The organism is Agromyces aurantiacus, from assembly GCF_016907355.1.
In the GTDB taxonomy this organism is placed as follows: domain Bacteria; phylum Actinomycetota; class Actinomycetes; order Actinomycetales; family Microbacteriaceae; genus Agromyces; species Agromyces aurantiacus.
Map to the genome: position 1 here is coordinate 1,111,890 of NZ_JAFBBW010000001.1, position 15,716 is coordinate 1,127,605.

The window sequence follows — 15,716 nt, forward strand, 5'->3', positions numbered from 1 at the left end:
GTCGAGACGCACGGGCGTCGACCGCCGGCGGGACTGGTCGCACTCGTCGCGGTGCTCGCCGTCGGCGCACTCGTGCCGATCGGGTACGTCGTGCAGGCCGCGGTCGCGATGGGATGGGCCGAGCTCTCGGCGCTCGTCTTCCGGCCGAAGGTCGGCGAACTGCTCGTCAACACCGTGCTGCTCGTCGTGATCGGCGTGCCCGCGACCGTCGTGCTCGGCGTGGGCGGCGCGTGGCTCGTCGAGCGCACCGCGCTGCCCGGCCGCCGCACGTTCGCGGTCGCGTTCGCGGCGCCGCTCGCGATCCCCGCGTTCGTCGCGAGCTACGGCTGGGCGAGCGCCATCCCTTCGATCAGCGGACTCTGGGGCGGCGTACTCGTGTCGGTGCTCGCGTACTTCCCGCTCGCGTACCTGCCCGCGCTCGCGGCGATCCGCGGGCTGGATCCAGCGCTCGAGGAGTCCGCACGGGCGCTCGGCATGGGGTCGTGGGCCGTCTTCGCCCGCGTCGTGCTGCCGCAGCTGCGCCTGGCGATCCTCGGCGGCGCGCTCGTCGTCGGCCTGCACCTGCTCGCCGAGTACGGCGCGTTCGCGTTCCTGCGCTTCGACACGTTCACGACCGCGATCGTCACCGCCTACCAGGCCACCTTCGCGGGGCCGAACGCGGCGGCCCTCGGCCTCGTGCTCGCGGTGCTCTGCCTGGTCCTGCTCGGCCTCGAGTCGCTCGCGCGGGGTCGCGCGCGCTACGCCCGCATCGGCAGCGGCACGCCGCACCCGCCGGCGCGTCTCGAGCTCGGCCGGCTCCGGGTGCTGACGACCGTCGGGGCGATCGCCCTCGTCACGGCCTCGATCGTCGTCCCGCTCGCGAGCGTCGTGCGCTGGCTGTTCCGCGCCGACGCGACCGACCTCGGCGGGCTCGCGCCGGCGACCGTCCAGACGCTCGGGCTGTCGATCGGCGGCGCGGTGTGCGCGATCCTCGTCGCCCTGCCATTCGCCTGGCTCGCGGTCCGCTACCCGAGCCGCATCTCGCGACTGCTCGAGGGGTCGGCCTACCTCGCAAGCAGCCTGCCGGCGATCATCGTCGCGCTCGCGCTCGTCGCGACCACGCTCGCCTTGGCGCCCGCGCTCTACCAGACGGCGTTCACGGTCATCGTCGCGTACGTGATCATCTTCCTGCCGCGTGCGCTGGTGCCCCTGCGCGCCGGGCTCGCGCAGGTGCCCGAGTCGCTCGAGGAGGCCGCGCGCTCCCTCAGCGTGCCGCCGTGGGCCGCGCGCCTGCGGGTGACCGCGCCCCTGCTGATGCCGTCGGTCGCGGCGGGCGGCGCGCTCGTGGCGCTCGGCGCCGCCAACGAGCTCACCGCGACCCTGCTGCTCGCGCCCACCGGCACCCGGACCGTCGCGACGAGCTTCTGGACCGCGGCATCCTCCCTCGACTACCCGGCCGCCGCGCCGTACGCCGTGCTGCTCGTGCTGCTCTCGGTGCCCGCGGTCGCCCTCATGTTCGCCAACGCCACCGGACGGAGCCTCCGATGACCCTTCGCCTCAGCGGCGTCTCGAAGTCGTTCGGCAGCACGGAGGTGCTGCGCGACGTGAGCCTCGAGGTGCCCGACGGCACCCGGCTCGCCCTCGTGGGCTCATCGGGCAGCGGCAAGAGCACGCTGCTCCGCCTGGTCGCGGGCTTCGAGCGACCCGACTCGGGCACGATCTCGCTCGACGGTCGCGAGCTCGCGGGCCCCGCGACCTCCGTGCCCGCGCACCGCCGCGGCATCGGCTATGTCGCGCAGGACGGCGCGCTGTTCCCGCACCTCTCGGTGGCCCGCAATATCGCCTTCGGGCTGCCGCGCGCCGAGCGGAGGCCCGCGCGCGTCGCCGAGCTCATGGAGCTCGCCTCGCTCGATCCGGCGCTCGCCGACCGCATGCCGCACGAGCTCTCCGGCGGACAGCAGCAGCGCGTCGCGCTCGCGCGCGCCCTCGCCCTGCGGCCGAAGGTGATCCTGCTCGACGAGCCGTTCAGCGCGCTCGACACGGGCCTGCGCGCCCAGACCCGCCGTGCGGTCATCGAGGTCCTCGAGCGAAGCGGCGTCACGGCCGTGCTCGTCACGCACGACCAGGAGGAGGCCCTCTCGTTCGGGCAGCAGGTCGGCGTGCTCGCGGGTGGCCGCCTCGTGCAGGCCGGCGACCCGGCCGCGGTGTTCGACGCACCCGTCGATGCGGGGGTCGCCGAGTTCCTGGGCGACGTGGTCGTCGTTCCCGCGAAGTCGGCGGGTGCCGCGCTCGCCGACTGCGCATTCGGATGCCTCGCGGTGCGCCACGACCGCAGCGGCGGTGCCGAGCGCGTGTGCGCCATGCTCCGCCCCGAGCAGCTCCGCCTCGAGCCGGCCGACTCCGAGGGCAACGCGACCGTGGTCGACGTGCGCCGTACGGGCGCGTCGGCCGAACTGAAGCTGCGGCTCGGCGCCACGGAGTTCCCCGTCGAGGTGAGCCACCGCGTGCCGCTGCACGAGGCGGCCCGGTTCGTGCCGGGATGCCCCGTGCGCGTCGCCGTCGACGGCGGCGTGGTGCTCTACCCGGAGCCCGACCAGCCGCCGGTGCGCGCGACGCCCGTCGACTGACGTCCGCGCCCGCCCACGCGGTCGCAGGTCAAGGCGCGAGCAGCGTCACGATCGTCGCGCCGTGCACCACGGCGATGCCGAGGTTGCTGAGCACGACGGGGTTCCGCCGTGCGTCCTCGACGGTGATCGCCGTGCCCACCTTGTAGACGACCTGGATCCCGAGCAGGCCGATCGCGGCCGACTCGACGAACGCGCGATCGGCGCCGATCAGCCACCCGGCGAGCAGCGCGACGCTGGCGAGGAGGATGGCCGCGTAGATCGCGAACAGGATGTCGCGCGCAGGGGTTCGATCGCCGTACGCCGCGACGACCCAGCCGCGCTCCCTGCGCATCGACGCGAGCACGGGCACGAGCACGTTGAGCGTCAGGGAGACGACGATCACGCCGCGGCCCCGTCGCGAAGCCACGCCGGGAGGTAGGGCGCCGTCGCCTGCTCGAGCCACGACCACAGCTCGGCCTGGCGCGTCTCGAGTCGCGTGCTCGGTGCGGCCTGCGTCACGCGCCCGATCTCCACGTAGCCGCCGTGCAGCCCGGGGTGCGCATCGCCGAGTGCGAGCTCGACGGCGTGCCGGCTCGTGCGCCCGGGCGTGGTCGCGCCGGGCAGCACGCTCATCGCGGGCATCATCCAGCGCCACACCCAGTACATGTAGCCGGGCATGTCGCGCCCGAGTCCCGTGCCCGCGACGAGGCCGGGGTCGTAGGTGTTGAGTCGGTGGCCGTCGTCGGCGAGCCGACGTGCCCACGGATGGGAGAGGGTCACGAGCGCGAGCTTGCTCGTGGCGTAGGCGGTTCCGCCGTGCTCCCGCTCGTCGCGGAACCGCTCCCCACCGGTGGGTTCCGGCATCGGCGTCGCGAGTGCGGCGGGCGGCTGCCAGACCGGATCGGGCACGAGGTTGAACGACGCTCGCCGGCCGCGGTGCGTCGACGAGCCGAGCAGCACCGCGTGACCGTGGTCGGCGAGCAGGGGCCGGATGCCGCGCAGCAGGAGGTGCTGCGCGATGACGTTCACCGTGAAGGCGAGCTCCCATCCCTGCGCGCCGCGGCGACGCCGATCGGTGAACTGGGCGCCCGCGTTGAGGATCGCCGCGTCGAGCCGGCCGACCCGCCCGGAGCGCACGAGGTCGCCCACGTCGTCGAGCGCGCGGGAGACGTCGGTGAGGTCGGCGAGGTCGGCGCGCAGCGGGTGCGCGACCAGGCCGGCGTCGCGGGCACGTCGTGCCGCGGCATCCAGCCGCTCGCGATCACGGCCGATCAGCACGAGCGTCGGGCGCGACGGATGTCGCACCAGGTGGCCGAGCATGCCGGCGCCGATGCCGCTCGTGGGGCCGGTGAGGAGGACGGTGGGGGAAGTGATGTCAGAGTGTGTCATAGCGGCACGACTACGCTGATGTCACAATGTGACACAAGGGTAGGATTCGTGCATGCCACGCTGGCCCGAGCACACCCGCACGCGACTCGTCGACGCCGCGTTCGGGCTGTTCGTCGAACAGGGCTACTCGGGCACGACCGTCGAGCAGATCGCGACCAGGGCCGGCGCGACCTCGCGCACCTTCTTCCGCCACTTCCGCGACAAGGACGAGGTGCTCTTCGCCGATGACGACGAACTGCTGCCCGAGCTCGTCTCGTCGATCGGCCGCCCGCGCGACGCCGCCGACGCCGGCGCGATGATGCGGGCCGCGCTCGGCGAGCTCGCCGACCGGTTCGAGCCCGACCGGCCCCGGCTGCAGCTGCGCCAGCGCATCATCGAGCAGGATGTCGGACTGGCCGGGCGCGAACTCGCGAAGCAGGCCCGCTGGCAGCGTGTCGCCGCCGACGCGCTGCGCGAGCGCGGGTTCGAGCGCGAGGATGCCGAGATCCTCGCCGCGATCGGCTTCGCCCTCTTCACCGGCGCGCTTCACGAATGGCTCGAGGTCGACGACGGCACCTCGCTCCGAGCCCACGTCGAGCGCCGTTTCCCGCGGGTCGCCGGCGCCATGAGCCGACCGGTGCCAGGCTGATGCGCTCCGTCTCGCTCGACGCCCTCGCCGCCTTCGTCGCCGTCGCGCGCGTCGGATCGGTGACCGGCGGCGCCGACGAGCTGGGCCTGACCCAGTCCACGGTGTCCGCGCAGTTGCAGGCGCTCGAACGCGACCTCGGGTACCGGGTCTTCGACCGCTCCTCCCGTGGCGTCACGCTCACCACCCGCGGTCGCGCGCTGCTCGCCAGGGTGGGCGGCCCCGTGGACGCCGCGGTCGACGCCGTCGCCGACGCGACCGGGCGCACGGCGTCCGAGCACACGGTCTTCCTCGGCGGGCCCGCCGAGTTCCTGTCCACCACGGTGCTGCCGAGGTTGGCCGAGTGGGCGGGTCCAGACCTCGACGTTCGCGTGCGGTTCGGCGAGACCTCCGACCTGCTGTCCGCGCTCGAGGCCTCGGAGCTCGACCTCGTGCTGAGCACCGTGCAGCCGCGGATCCGCGGCGTCGAGTTCGCGCCGCTCGTCGACGAGCAGTTCGTGCTCGCCGTCCCGCCCGCGCTCGTCGACGCGTTCCGCGCCGACCCCGACGCGGTGCCGGTCGTCGCGTACGGCGAGCAGCTGCCCATCATCCGCCGCTACTGGCGCTCGGTGTTCGACCGGCGACCCTCGGCGCTGCGGGTCCTGGCGACGGTGCCCGACCTCCGCGTGCTGGCCGAGCTCGCCGCCGGCGGCGTCGGCATGACCGTGCTGCCGACCTACCTCGCCGACCCCTACCTGCAGGCGGGCCGGCTCGTCGATCCGGTGCGGCCCGCCGAGCCGCCGATCAACACGCTCTACCTCGCCCGGCGACGCTCGCGCCCCGGGGCGGCTCCCGCGGCGGAGGCCGTCGCCGAGCGGCTCCAGGCGATGCTGCGCGACTGAGCCCGCCCCGCGGCATCCGTCACGGTTCGATCGCGATGCCGAACTCGCGCTCGCGGTGCGCGAGCAGCGGCACGGCGCCGTGCAGTGCCAGCCGGGCGAAGTGCTCGGATGCCGCGTGCGCCTGGAACGAGGCCTCGTCGACGTAGGCCTCGAAGAGCCGGAACGTGCCGGGGGCGTCGATCGACTCCGCGGCCCGGTACGACAGGTTGCCGGGCTCGGCGCGGCTCGCGGCGACCAGCTCGCGGAGCAGCTCGCGCACCGTGGCGGCCTCGCCGTCACGTGCGACCCAGCGGACGGTGCAGACGTAGGTCATGGGTCCTCCTCGTGGTGTGCGGATCGGCCCGCCGCGACCCGGCGGGTCGCGGCGGGGCCGGGGCCGGGTCAGGCCGAGAGCAGCGCGACGATCTCGCGGCCGACTCGGGTGGCGGACTGCGGGTTCTGCCCGGTGACCAGGCGCTCGTCGACGACGACCTGCTCGGTGAAGTCCGCGCCGGGCACGTGGGTCGCGCCCTTGGCCTCGAGCGCGTCGGCGAGCAGGAACGGCACGACGTCGGTCAGCTCGACCGCCGCCTCCTCGGCGTTCGTGAACGCCGCGACGCGCTTGCCGGACACGAGCGGGGTGCCGTCGGCGAGCGTGATGCCGACGAGGGCGGACGGACCATGGCACACGGCCGAGACCACGCCGCCGCGCTCGTACACGGTGCGGCCGACCGCATCGACGGCGGGGTCGCCCGGGAAGTCCCACATGGTGCCGTGGCCGCCCACGAACAGCACCGCGTCGTAGGCCGACGCGTCGACGTCGGCGAGCTTCGGGGTGTCGGCGAGCTGCGCGGCGATCGACGGATCGGCGAAGAACGCGTTCTGGACCTCGTCGGATTCGTCGCGGCCGTCCTGCGGCGGCACGCCGCCGGCGATCGACGCGACGTCGACCCGGAACCCCGCCTCCGTGAACTCCCTCCACGGATGCGCGGCCTCGCCGACGTAGTACCCGGTCTTCCGGATGCCGCCCAGGTCGTCGTTGCTGGTCAGCACCAGCAGCACGCGCTTCTCGGTCATCGAATCCTCCTCAGTCGCTTCTCGTCCGATGATCGATTCGACCGTACGGATGGCGCGTGGTCGCGGCGCAACCAGCACCGCGATCCCGGCCATCGGGAATCCGATCGCCGCAGCGCGGGACGTCTGGCCGCGCCGGGAGCGCGGTATGGGCGACGCGGTTAGGCTGGATCGACGGGCCGACGCCCGAATGGAGCCACAGACGATGACCTGGGATGACGACTCGTACGGCGACCCGCTGCGTCGCCGGACCGGGCGAGCGTCGGGGCGGCAGATCGCGCTCCAGGTCGCCGGCTACGTCGGGCTCGTCGCCGCGGTCGTGGGCCTGATCATCGGGGCGATCTTCGCCGTCACCGCGGTCGGGGTCGCCGTGAAGCCCGGCGGCTTCGCCGCCGCCGCGGCGTCGGCGCGAGGGCAGGGGGTCGGGCTGCCGCCGGTCAGCACGTCCGCCGCCGACGGAGCCGACACGACGGGCGGCGCCGCGGCGACGGAGGATCCCACCGCAGTGACCGGATCGGAGGTCGCGCCGCTCGTGGAACCCGCACCGCCGCCCGAGCCGGAGGCCCAGCCGCAGCCCGAGGTCGAGGAGGACTGGCTCTCGCGGACCGCCGCGGCGACGGGCATCCCCGCACGTGCGCTCTCGGCGTACGCGCTCGCGCACGTCTCGATCGCCCAGGCCGAGCCCGAGTGCGGCATCGACTGGACCACGATCGCCGCGATCGGCGCGATCGAGTCCGGGCACGGCTCCCACGGCGGCTCGGCGCTCGATGCGAACGGCGTCGCGACGCCCGCCATCCTCGGCCCGGCGCTCGACGGCGACGGCTTCGCGGCGATCAGCGACACCGACGACGGGGCGCTCGACGGCGACACCACCTGGGATCGCGCGGTCGGGCCGATGCAGTTCATCCCCTCGACGTGGGAGCGATGGGGCATCGACGCCAACGGCGACGGCGTCGCCGACCCCAACCAGATCGACGATGCCGCGCACGCCACGGCGCTCTACCTGTGCGCGTCGGGTCCGATGACGAGCGCCGAAGGATGGCGCGCGGCCGTGTTCTCGTACAACCACGACGACGACTACGTCGACGAGGTGGCTCGCGTCGCGAACGAGTACGCGGCATCGCTCGGCTGAGCGCGCCGGGGGCGACACGGCGGGGAATCGCCCTCTACCCTCGGAGCATGGGGACGACATCGCGCCGGTCGCGCCGCGGCATCCGGAGCGCACGCTGATGTCGTTCGAGCTGCCCGGCCCGGGCGTCGTGCTCGGCATCGCCTCGCTCGTGCTCAAGGAGAACGCGACGATCGACCACGCGCTCGACGTCGTGCACGCCGCCGTCGATGCCGGCGTGCTCGCGATCGACACCGCGCGAGCGTACGCCACAGTCGACGACGACGCGGCGGGGGAGCGGATCGCGCAGGCGGCGCGGGAGCAGTCGCCCGGCATCCCGATCATCACGAAGGCCGGCCACTTCCGCCTCGGCCGGAAGGCGTGGGATTCCGACGCGAGCGCCGAGCGCGTGCGCGCCGACGCGCTGCGCAGTCGCGAGGTGCTGGGCGCCCCGCCCTCGCTCCTGCTGCTGCACCGCGCCGACCGCGTCGACGACCTCGACGCCCCGGTGCGCGAGCTCGCCGCGCTCCGCGACGAGGGCGTGGTCGAGGCGATCGGCCTCTCGAACGCGACGATCGAGCAGCTCGACCAGGCCCGTGCGATCAACGAGCTCGACGCCGTGGAGAACCGCTTCGCGCTCGGGATCGACCGCGCCACCGAGTACCGGTACTGCGTCGACGCCGGCATCCCCTTCCTCGCGTACGCGCCGTTCGGCGGCCCCAAGGCCGACCCGCTCGCGACCCACGTGCCGCGCGTCGCCGCGCTGGCGCGGGCCCGCGGCGTCTCGGTGCATCGGGCCGCGCTCGCCGCCATGCTCGACGCGATGCCCGGGGCCTGGCCCGTCATCGGCTCGACCCGCGTCGAATCGGTGCTCGACTCGATCGCCGCCGCCGACCTCGAGGTCGACGACGACCTGCGCCGGGCGTTCGCCGACGACCTCCGTTCGCGCGGCGTCGGGCTGTAGGGATGGACGACCTCGAACTGGCCCGCATCGAGGGTGGGACGGTCACGCTCCACGACGCCCGCCGGAAGGTGCGCTGGAGCGTCGAGCTCGAGCCGTTCGAGATCGGCGTGTACCCGGTGACGCAGGCGCAGCTCGGCGAGCTGCTGGGGGAGACGGCGACCCACCCGCGACGCCCGGCGACCGAGGTGAGCTGGCTGCGCGCCATCCGCTTCTGCAACGCCGCCTCGGAATGGGAGGGGCTCGACCCGGCGTACACCTTCGACGGCGAGGACGTCACCTGGCACGTCGACGACGACGGGTACCGCCTGCCGACCGAGGCCGAATGGGAGTTCGCGTGCCGCGCGGGGTCGACCGGCCCCCACTACGGGCCGCTCGCCGAGATCGCCTGGACGAGCGCCGACGGCGTGCGCACCCCGCAGCCCGTCGGCGGCAGGCTGCCGAACCTCAACGGCCTGTTCGACACGCTCGGCAACGTCTGGGAGTGGTGCTGGGACCTGCTCGACCCCGCCCGATACGACGACTACCGCGTGTTCCGCGGGGGCGGCTTCGCGGATGACGCGTGGAGCGTGCGCGCCTCGACCCGGCGCGGCGGGGCGCCGCGCATGCATCACGAGGACGTCGGGTTCCGGGTCGCGCGCGGCGGCTTCGATGCGACGGATGCCGCGCAGGGATGGTCGGCGCAGGCCGACCTCGAACGCGCCGACGTCCCCGGTCCGCTGCCGCCCGGCTGGACGCCGCGGCGCTGAGCGGTCTCCCGGCCGACGGCGGTGGCGGAGAATCGAGGAGTGCCGACGCCCGCCGCCGACTTCATCGACCGCACGCTCCGCGCCGAGGGCTCCGAGTTCCGCGCCGCGGACGACGCCGAGCGGATCGGCGGCGGCCTGCGGTTCTACGGCGCCTCGGTGGGCGCGATCCGCGGGACCGTGCGCGACGCCGGCCGGCGCCATCCGGGCCCGACCCACGACGAGGTCACGGCGCTCGCCGCCGAACTGTGGTCGGAGCCCGTGTTCGAGCGGCGGCTCGCGGCGATCGTCCTGCTGCAACGGCACGTCGGGATGCTCGTCGGCCGCGACCTCACGCGGCTCGAGGGCTTCCTCCGGGGCGCGCGCGTGCCCGAACTCGTCGATCCGCTCGCGCTCGACGTCGTGCGCCCCCTGCTCGACCGCCTCGAGGGCGCCGACGCGGTGCGGGCGCGGCGGATCACCGACCGGTGGTCCGCCGAGCCCGACGCACTCCTGCGGCGCGCGGCGTCCCTGCTGTGAGGTGCCGCGCCCGCAGGGCTACTCGCCCGCGGCCAGTCGCTCCCGGTCCTCCTCGAGCAGGGCGTCAGCGCCCTCGTCGCCCTCGGCGATGACCTCGTCCTCCTGGAGCGACATGCGCAGGCGGCGGCGGAAGAACCGCGTCATCACGAGGAGGGCCACGAACCCGATGCCGAGCCAGATGAGGCCGTAGGTCATCGCCTGGGCGCTCACATTGAGCCAGAGCACCACGGTGAGCACCACGCCGATGGCCGGCAGCACGACGTTGCGCACGACCTGCCACGCGGTCTTCACCTCGCGACGGCGGACCGCGAAGTGCAGGATCACCGCGAGGTTCACGACCGTGAAGGCGATCAGCGCGCCGAAGTTGATCATCGAGAAGACGAAGTCGAGGTCGGCCACGGCCGCGCCGAGCGACACGACGCCGACGAGCACGACGGCGACGGCCGGGGTGCGGAACTTCGGGTGCACGTACGAGAGTCGGCGCGCGAGCGGGCCGTCGCCGTTGCGGCCCATCACGTAGATCATGCGCGAGACGCTCGCGTGCGAGGCGAGGCTCGACGCCGCGGCCGCGGCGATCGCCGCCGAGACGAAGAAGATCTGGAAGAGCATGCCGCCGACGGAATACGCGATCTCGGGCAGCGCCGTGCCCTCGGTGAAGCCCTCGGTCACCGGGAAGAGCGACTGCGCGAACCACGCCGCGGTGAAGAAGATCACGCCGCCGATCACGAGCGAGAGCACGATCGCCTTCGGCACGGTGTGCGCGTCCTTCGCCTCCTCCGTGTACATGGTGATGGCGTCGAAGCCGATGAAGGAGAAGCACACGATGGTCGCGGCGCTGATGACCGTCGCGATCTGCACGTTGGCGTGGTAGAGCGGCTCGATGCTGAACGCAGTGCCGTTGCCCGCGCCCTGCTGCAGCGCACCGAACGCGAGCAGCACGAAGACCGCCATGAGCACGACCTGGAAGACGACGAGCGTGCCGTTCACGCGCGACGTCGACGAGATGCTCCAGAGGTTCAGCAGCGTGATGAGCGCGACGTAGCCGACGACCCAGATCCAGCCGGGCACCGCCGGGAAGAACGACTCGAGGTACTGGCGCACGAGCAGCGCGTTCACGAGCGGCAGGAGCAGGTAGTCGAGCAGTGCGGTCCAGCCGACGAGGAAGCCGGCGTTGGGGTGGATCGTCTCCGACGCGTAGGTGTAGGCCGAGCCGGCCGACGGGTAGACGCGCGTCATCCGCCCGTAGCTGATCGCGGTGAAGAGCATCACGACGAGCGCGAAGAGATAGGCGAGCGGCACGACGCCGCCGCTCTCCTCCGAGACGTAGCCGAACGTGTCGAACACCGTCATGGGCGTCATGTAGCCGAGGCCGAGGCCGACGATGGCCCAGAGGCCGAGGGAGCGCCGGAGCTTCGTCGGGTGTGCGCTGGTCAGTGCGGTGGTGGTCATGGTGGATCCTGTCGTCGCCATTGTCGAGCGGGCCGACACTACGTCAGCCGGGCGCGCGGATGGCTCGACACGGTGGCGATCCCCGGCGACGCGAGGCGCCGCGATGTCGAAGCGCACGCCGTCACCGTCGCGTGGCCAGGGCGTCGCCGATGTCGGTGCGGGAGTAGACGACTTCACGCCCGTTGCGTCGCCGGGCGACGAGGCCGGTTCGGCGGAGGACGCCCAGGTGGGTGCTGACGCCGCCGGGGCTCCACCCGGTGCGCTCCGCGAGTGCCCGAGTGGAGGCCGGATGGTCGAGGAGCTCGAGCAGCAGGGCACGGCGCCGGCCGATGAGCTCGCCGAGCGCTCGATCGGCTCCATCGCCCCGGTCCCACAGGTCTCCCACGCCGGACGGCTGGTACGTGAGTGCCGGGGGCCAGGGCGCATCGACGCGCGGCCAGACGCCGAACGCGAAGACGGACGGGATGAGCATCATCCCGCGGCCGGCGAGGTCGACCTCGCGGGAGTCCATCGCGACGGGGGAGACGGTCAGGAGCTCACCGTCCCACGAGACCGTGCGGCTGAGGGCGGTGAACGCGGAGGTCCCGCCGGCCGCGACGAGGCGACGTGCGCGCAGGGCGATCTCGGACTCCAGGAACCCGGTCATCCGCGGCCACCACGGTGCCAGCGCGGCGTCCCAGAACGAGCGCATCTGCCCGATCAGGTCGGCGATGGCCGCTTCGGGTGCGTCGACGAATCGCCGCAGGTCGACGGGGACGCCCTCGGGGAAGGCCCGACGGACGTCGGCCGCCACGACGTCGGCGGGAGTGCGGGCGATCCGCTCGAGTTCCTCGTCGATCCCGGGGTGCGGCGTCACCGGGGGCGGCGCATTGAAGTTCGGCCACATCCTCCGCCCGAGCGGATTGATCGCGTAGAGCAGGTCGAGGTCGAGCCCCGACAGGGCGGGCAGGGTCGATGCGACGAACCGGTGGTGCTCCGGGAACTCCGACGGCAGCCGCAGGACATAGGTCGCCGCGGAGAGCTCGATCAGCGGCGCGATGGCGAACCGGGTGCGCAGGAGGTCGTCGCGGCCGAATCGGAAACGGATCTGCGCTCCCATGGATTCAGGATAGTCGGAATCATTTCGCATCCGAGGACCGGCGGGGGAGCGTGGAACGGTGACGGAACATGGAAGGGAGACGCATCATGAACGAGGTCGTGATGCACAACGTGGTCTCGGTCGACGGGTTCATCGCCGACGAGGCGGATGGCATCGGTCACCTGTTCGACTGGTACTTCGCCGGTGACGTCCCGGCGGGCGAGACGGGGTTCACCGTGTCACCCCAGTCGGCGGCGTACCTCGAGTCGGTCTGGGCCGAGACCGGATGCCTCATCATCGGCCGGCACCTCTTCGACCTGATGAACGGCTGGGACGGCATCCCGCCCGCGGGGATCCCGCACGTCGTGGTCGTCTCGCACCGGCCCAAGCCCGATGGCTGGCATCCCGAGGCGTCCTACTTCTTCGTCGACGACCCGGCAGGGGCCGTGCAGCGGGCGAGGGAACTCGCCGGTGGCCGGAACGTCGGCGTCGCGGCCGGAGACGTGGGCGCCCAGATGCTGGCGGCCGGGCTCGTCGACCGGGTCGCGATGGATGTCGCGCCGGTGCTGTTCGGGTCGGGCAAGCGCTTCTTCGGCGCGCTCGACGAGCCGCTCCAGCTCGAGGACCCGGACGTGGTGATCCGAGGCGAGGGCGTGCTCCATCTTGCGTACCGGGTGCAGCGTGGATGAGGAACTCGTGCTCCATGCCCGACAGCTCGTGGCCTCGAACCGCTACCTGGCGCTCGCGACCGTCGATGCGGAGGGGCGCCCGTGGTGCAGCCCGGTGTACTTCGCGGCCGACGACGAGCTGGAGTGCTTCTACTGGATGTCCGCGACGACGTCGCGGCACTCCCGCAACATCGTCGCGAATCCCGAGGTGAGTCTCGCGGTCTTCGATTCGACGGTGGAGCCGTATCACGGGCGCGGCGTGTACTCGACGGGCCTCGCGGAGGTGGTCGCCGGCGACGAGCTGCAGGGCGCGCTCACCGTCTATCCCGGCGACCCGTCGCGCGGCGGGTCGCCGATCACGGCCGAGGAGGTCAGCGACCCGTCGCCGTGGCGGCTCTACCGCGCCCGCGCCGCCGCGATCTGGGTCCTCTGCCCTCGGCCGCCGCGGCAGCCCTGCCCACGCCACGGGCGTGACGACGATCACCGGGCCCGGGTCCGCTGATCGGGACCTCGGGCGATGCGCTCTCAGCGGTCGAGCTGCATCCGCGCCCACGTGACGGCGATCGCCCCGCCGAAGGCGGCGGGAACGACGAGCACGCCGAGCAGCGCCGGCCACGGCACGCTCGCCGGGTCGATCGCCCACAGCGCGGGCGCGACGAGCGGGAACCACGTGCCGACCCCCAGCACCGCGCACACCTGCGCGGCGATGAGGAGCACGATCGCGGTCGCGATCCCGGCGAGGACGCTGCGGGCGAGGCTGGCGACCCATCCCGCGGGAACCGCGAGGAAGGCGGTGAGCAGGGTCAGCACGGGGATCCGCAGGAGTTCCGCCGCGCCATCCGGGTCGCTGCGGTCGAGCCCGGATGCGATGCCGACGACCGCGAGCAGGAGCGTGATGGCCGCCGCGAGGAGGGCGGCCCAGGCGAGGTAGACGGCGAGCTTGCCGAGCGCGAGGGTCGACCTGCGCACGGGCAGCGCGAAGAGCGCGGCGACCGTGCCGTCCGCGAACTCGCGACCATAGAGCCAGGCGATGAGGATGCCGCAGGCTCCGAAGCCGCCCGCCGCGAGGATCTGCGCCGCCGTGCCGACGAGCAGGGCCCAGCCGTCGGCGTCGGCGAGCGGTCCGAGGCGTGCGAGCACGCGCTCGTCGCCGGCAGCCGCCGCGGCGAGCAGTCCCGTCGTGAGCGCGGCGAGGGCGACCACCACGATGCCCGTGGTCCAGGGCAGCACCCGCGAGGCGACGGCTTTGCGCGTCTCGACGGCGACCGCCGTCCCGAAGCCGGTCATGCCGCCCTCCGCTCGAGGTCGTCGGCGTGCACGAGCGCGAAGAACGCCCGCTCGAGGTCGGTCGCGCCGGGATCGAGGCTGCCGATCAGACGGCCGTCGTTCATGACGCTGATCCGGTCGGCGATGCGGGCGACCTCGTCGAGGTGGTGGCTCGAGACGAGGATGCCGGCGCCCGCCGCGGCGCGCCGGACGATCGCCTCGCGGAGCAGGATGACACCGGCGGGGTCGAGCGCGTTGGTGGGCTCGTCGAGCACGATGAGGTCGGGGTGGTGCTGGAGCGCGGCCGCGAGCCCGATCCGCTGTCGATTGCCGAGCGAGAGCCGGCGCGCGCGCACTCGCGCGTAGCGTGCGAGGCCGAGTTCCTCGATGGCCGCGTCCGCGAGGCCGCCGGCCTCGTTTCGCGTGGCACCGTGCAGCCGGGCGGCGAGGCGCAGGTTCGTGCGGAGGTCGAGCTCGCCGTAGGCGAGGGCCTGCTCGACGAGGTGGCCCACGCGCGCCCAGGCGCCGGACGGCAGGTCGGGCAGCGCGACCCCGTCGATGCGCACCACGCCGGAGTCCGGCCGGAGCATTCCCAGCATGAGCCGCATGAGCGTCGTCTTCCCCGCGCCGTTCAGGCCGACGAGCGCGTGGATCTCGCCCGGCGCGATCGCGAGGTCGACCCCGTGCACGCCGGCACCGCCGGCGAATTCCCGCCGGACGGCGACCAGTTCGATCCGCGGTTCACTCATCGGAGCCTCCCGCTCGGCTCGGCGCCGCCGCGGTCGGCACGTCGAGCACGTCGAGCGCGCGTTCGATCGAGGCGCCGAGGCCGGTCGACTCGTCGTCGGCCCAGGCGAAGAGCCCCGCGACGAGCGCGGCCAGCACGGCGGCGGCGGCGATCCGCGCGTCGTGCTCGGTGGCGCCGTCCTCGACCAGCTGGGCGATGAGGGCACGCTCGGTGTTGCCCGTCGAACGCCAGGTCGCCGCGCGCAGCGAGGGGGTCTGCGCGGCGATCCGCACGCGCCGGCGAATGGCCGGATGCTCGGGCTCGGGCACAGCCCGCCATGCCTCGCGGATACCGCGGACCGCTCGCGTGAACGTCGGGAGCTTCCTCGGCTGGCGGGCGACGCCCTCGACCAGCATCGGGTCGTACGGGTCGTCGAGGAGGAGCGACTCCTTCGTCGGGAAGTACCGGAAGAAGGTCATCTCGGTCACGCCCGCTGCGGCGGCGATCTGGGCGACCGTGGTCTGGTCGTACCCCTGGCGCTCGATCAGGTCGAGTCCGGTGTCGAGCAGTCGGGCGAGGGTGCGCTCGCGTTTGGTGGTGCCGGTGGTGGTCACAACCAGAATGTTAGTCACTCACATTCGAGGCGGCAAGAGCCGGCCCC

19 protein-coding genes are annotated in these 15,716 nt (G+C 73.4%); 10 read left to right on the forward strand and 9 right to left on the reverse strand.

Features of this window, described 5'->3' with window-relative positions; translation table 11 throughout:
- Positions 1-51 precede the first annotated feature (51 nt).
- Both JOD46_RS05195 and JOD46_RS05200 read left to right on the forward strand, forming a co-directional pair.
- Entirely contained in the window at positions 52-1,527 is a 1,476-nt protein-coding gene (locus tag JOD46_RS05195) for an ABC transporter permease (protein WP_307834917.1), read from the forward strand.
- The gene (locus JOD46_RS05200) at positions 1,524-2,606 is read left to right on the forward strand and encodes an ABC transporter ATP-binding protein (protein ID WP_204392156.1); all 1,083 of its coding nucleotides are present in this window, start codon (positions 1,524-1,526) and stop codon (positions 2,604-2,606) included. Before JOD46_RS05195 ends, JOD46_RS05200 begins: the two co-directional genes overlap by 4 nt.
- Before the next feature lie 28 nt (positions 2,607-2,634).
- Here the strand turns inward: JOD46_RS05200 and JOD46_RS05205 are convergent, their stop codons facing one another.
- Together JOD46_RS05205 and JOD46_RS05210 are read right to left on the reverse strand one after the other, a co-directional pair.
- Complete coding sequence (locus JOD46_RS05205) at positions 2,635-2,988, reverse strand: hypothetical protein (protein WP_204392158.1); 354 nt, start codon at positions 2,986-2,988, stop codon at positions 2,635-2,637.
- On the reverse strand, positions 2,985-3,974 hold the full coding sequence (locus JOD46_RS05210; protein WP_204392159.1) for an SDR family NAD(P)-dependent oxidoreductase: 990 nt from the start codon (positions 3,972-3,974) through the stop codon (positions 2,985-2,987). Before JOD46_RS05210 ends, JOD46_RS05205 begins: the two co-directional genes overlap by 4 nt.
- 52 nt (positions 3,975-4,026) lie before the next feature.
- On the opposite strand from JOD46_RS05210, the gene JOD46_RS05215 reads away from it, so the two are divergent.
- On the forward strand, positions 4,027-4,602 hold the full coding sequence (locus JOD46_RS05215; protein WP_204392160.1) for a TetR/AcrR family transcriptional regulator: 576 nt from the start codon (positions 4,027-4,029) through the stop codon (positions 4,600-4,602).
- Positions 4,602-5,480, forward strand: coding sequence for a LysR family transcriptional regulator (locus JOD46_RS05220; RefSeq protein WP_204392161.1), 879 nt, complete (start codon positions 4,602-4,604; stop codon positions 5,478-5,480). Before JOD46_RS05215 ends, JOD46_RS05220 begins: the two co-directional genes overlap by 1 nt.
- A 19-nt stretch (positions 5,481-5,499) precedes the next feature.
- Here JOD46_RS05220 and JOD46_RS05225 read toward each other — a convergent pair whose 3' ends face one another.
- Both JOD46_RS05225 and JOD46_RS05230 read right to left on the reverse strand, forming a co-directional pair.
- Positions 5,500-5,793 carry a putative quinol monooxygenase gene (locus JOD46_RS05225; protein WP_204392162.1) on the reverse strand — a complete coding sequence of 98 codons (294 nt, stop codon included), beginning with the start codon at positions 5,791-5,793 and terminating at the stop codon, positions 5,500-5,502.
- 68 nt (positions 5,794-5,861) lie between these two features.
- On the reverse strand, positions 5,862-6,536 hold the full coding sequence (locus tag JOD46_RS05230) for a type 1 glutamine amidotransferase domain-containing protein (protein ID WP_204392163.1): 675 nt from the start codon (positions 6,534-6,536) through the stop codon (positions 5,862-5,864).
- Between the two features lie 202 nt (positions 6,537-6,738).
- On the opposite strand from JOD46_RS05230, the gene JOD46_RS05235 reads away from it, so the two are divergent.
- From JOD46_RS05235 to JOD46_RS05250, 4 genes are all read left to right on the forward strand, one after another.
- Entirely contained in the window at positions 6,739-7,665 is a 927-nt protein-coding gene (locus JOD46_RS05235; RefSeq protein ID WP_204392165.1) for a lytic transglycosylase domain-containing protein, read from the forward strand.
- A gap of 97 nt (positions 7,666-7,762) precedes the next feature.
- Positions 7,763-8,605 (forward strand): aldo/keto reductase, encoded by an 843-nt coding sequence (locus JOD46_RS05240; RefSeq protein WP_204392173.1) that lies wholly within the window; start codon positions 7,763-7,765, stop codon positions 8,603-8,605.
- A 2-nt stretch (positions 8,606-8,607) separates the two neighbouring features.
- Positions 8,608-9,351 carry a formylglycine-generating enzyme family protein gene (locus JOD46_RS05245; RefSeq protein ID WP_204392175.1) on the forward strand — a complete coding sequence of 248 codons (744 nt, stop codon included), beginning with the start codon at positions 8,608-8,610 and terminating at the stop codon, positions 9,349-9,351.
- 39 nt (positions 9,352-9,390) lie between these two features.
- Positions 9,391-9,867, forward strand: a complete 477-nt coding sequence (locus JOD46_RS05250) for a DNA alkylation repair protein (protein ID WP_204392177.1) — start codon at positions 9,391-9,393, stop codon at positions 9,865-9,867.
- An 18-nt stretch (positions 9,868-9,885) separates the two neighbouring features.
- Here JOD46_RS05250 and JOD46_RS05255 read toward each other — a convergent pair whose 3' ends face one another.
- Positions 9,886-11,316, reverse strand: coding sequence for an APC family permease (locus tag JOD46_RS05255; RefSeq protein ID WP_204392179.1), 1,431 nt, complete (start codon positions 11,314-11,316; stop codon positions 9,886-9,888).
- Positions 11,317-11,437: 121 nt separating this feature from the next.
- Positions 11,438-12,415 carry a MarR family transcriptional regulator gene (locus tag JOD46_RS05260; RefSeq protein WP_204392181.1) on the reverse strand — a complete coding sequence of 326 codons (978 nt, stop codon included), beginning with the start codon at positions 12,413-12,415 and terminating at the stop codon, positions 11,438-11,440.
- 86 nt (positions 12,416-12,501) lie between these two features.
- Here JOD46_RS05260 and JOD46_RS05265 point away from each other — a divergent pair, with 86 nt between their 5' ends.
- Both JOD46_RS05265 and JOD46_RS05270 read left to right on the forward strand, forming a co-directional pair.
- Entirely contained in the window at positions 12,502-13,083 is a 582-nt protein-coding gene (locus JOD46_RS05265; protein WP_204392183.1) for a dihydrofolate reductase family protein, read from the forward strand.
- A 7-nt stretch (positions 13,084-13,090) separates the two neighbouring features.
- Positions 13,091-13,564 (forward strand): pyridoxamine 5'-phosphate oxidase family protein, encoded by a 474-nt coding sequence (locus JOD46_RS05270; RefSeq protein WP_307834918.1) that lies wholly within the window; start codon positions 13,091-13,093, stop codon positions 13,562-13,564.
- Positions 13,565-13,587: 23 nt separating this feature from the next.
- Here JOD46_RS05270 and JOD46_RS05275 read toward each other — a convergent pair whose 3' ends face one another.
- Genes JOD46_RS05275 through JOD46_RS05285 form a run of 3 tightly spaced genes read right to left on the reverse strand, consistent with a single transcriptional unit; the run spans position 13,588 to position 15,669 of the window.
- Positions 13,588-14,349, reverse strand: a complete 762-nt coding sequence (locus JOD46_RS05275) for an ABC transporter permease (RefSeq protein WP_204392187.1) — start codon at positions 14,347-14,349, stop codon at positions 13,588-13,590.
- Entirely contained in the window at positions 14,346-15,077 is a 732-nt protein-coding gene (locus JOD46_RS05280; protein WP_204392188.1) for an ABC transporter ATP-binding protein, read from the reverse strand. The genes JOD46_RS05275 and JOD46_RS05280 overlap by 4 nt, the downstream gene beginning before the upstream one ends.
- Positions 15,070-15,669, reverse strand: a complete 600-nt coding sequence (locus tag JOD46_RS05285; RefSeq protein WP_204392191.1) for a TetR family transcriptional regulator — start codon at positions 15,667-15,669, stop codon at positions 15,070-15,072. The genes JOD46_RS05280 and JOD46_RS05285 overlap by 8 nt, the downstream gene beginning before the upstream one ends.
- Positions 15,670-15,716: the final 47 nt, after the last annotated feature.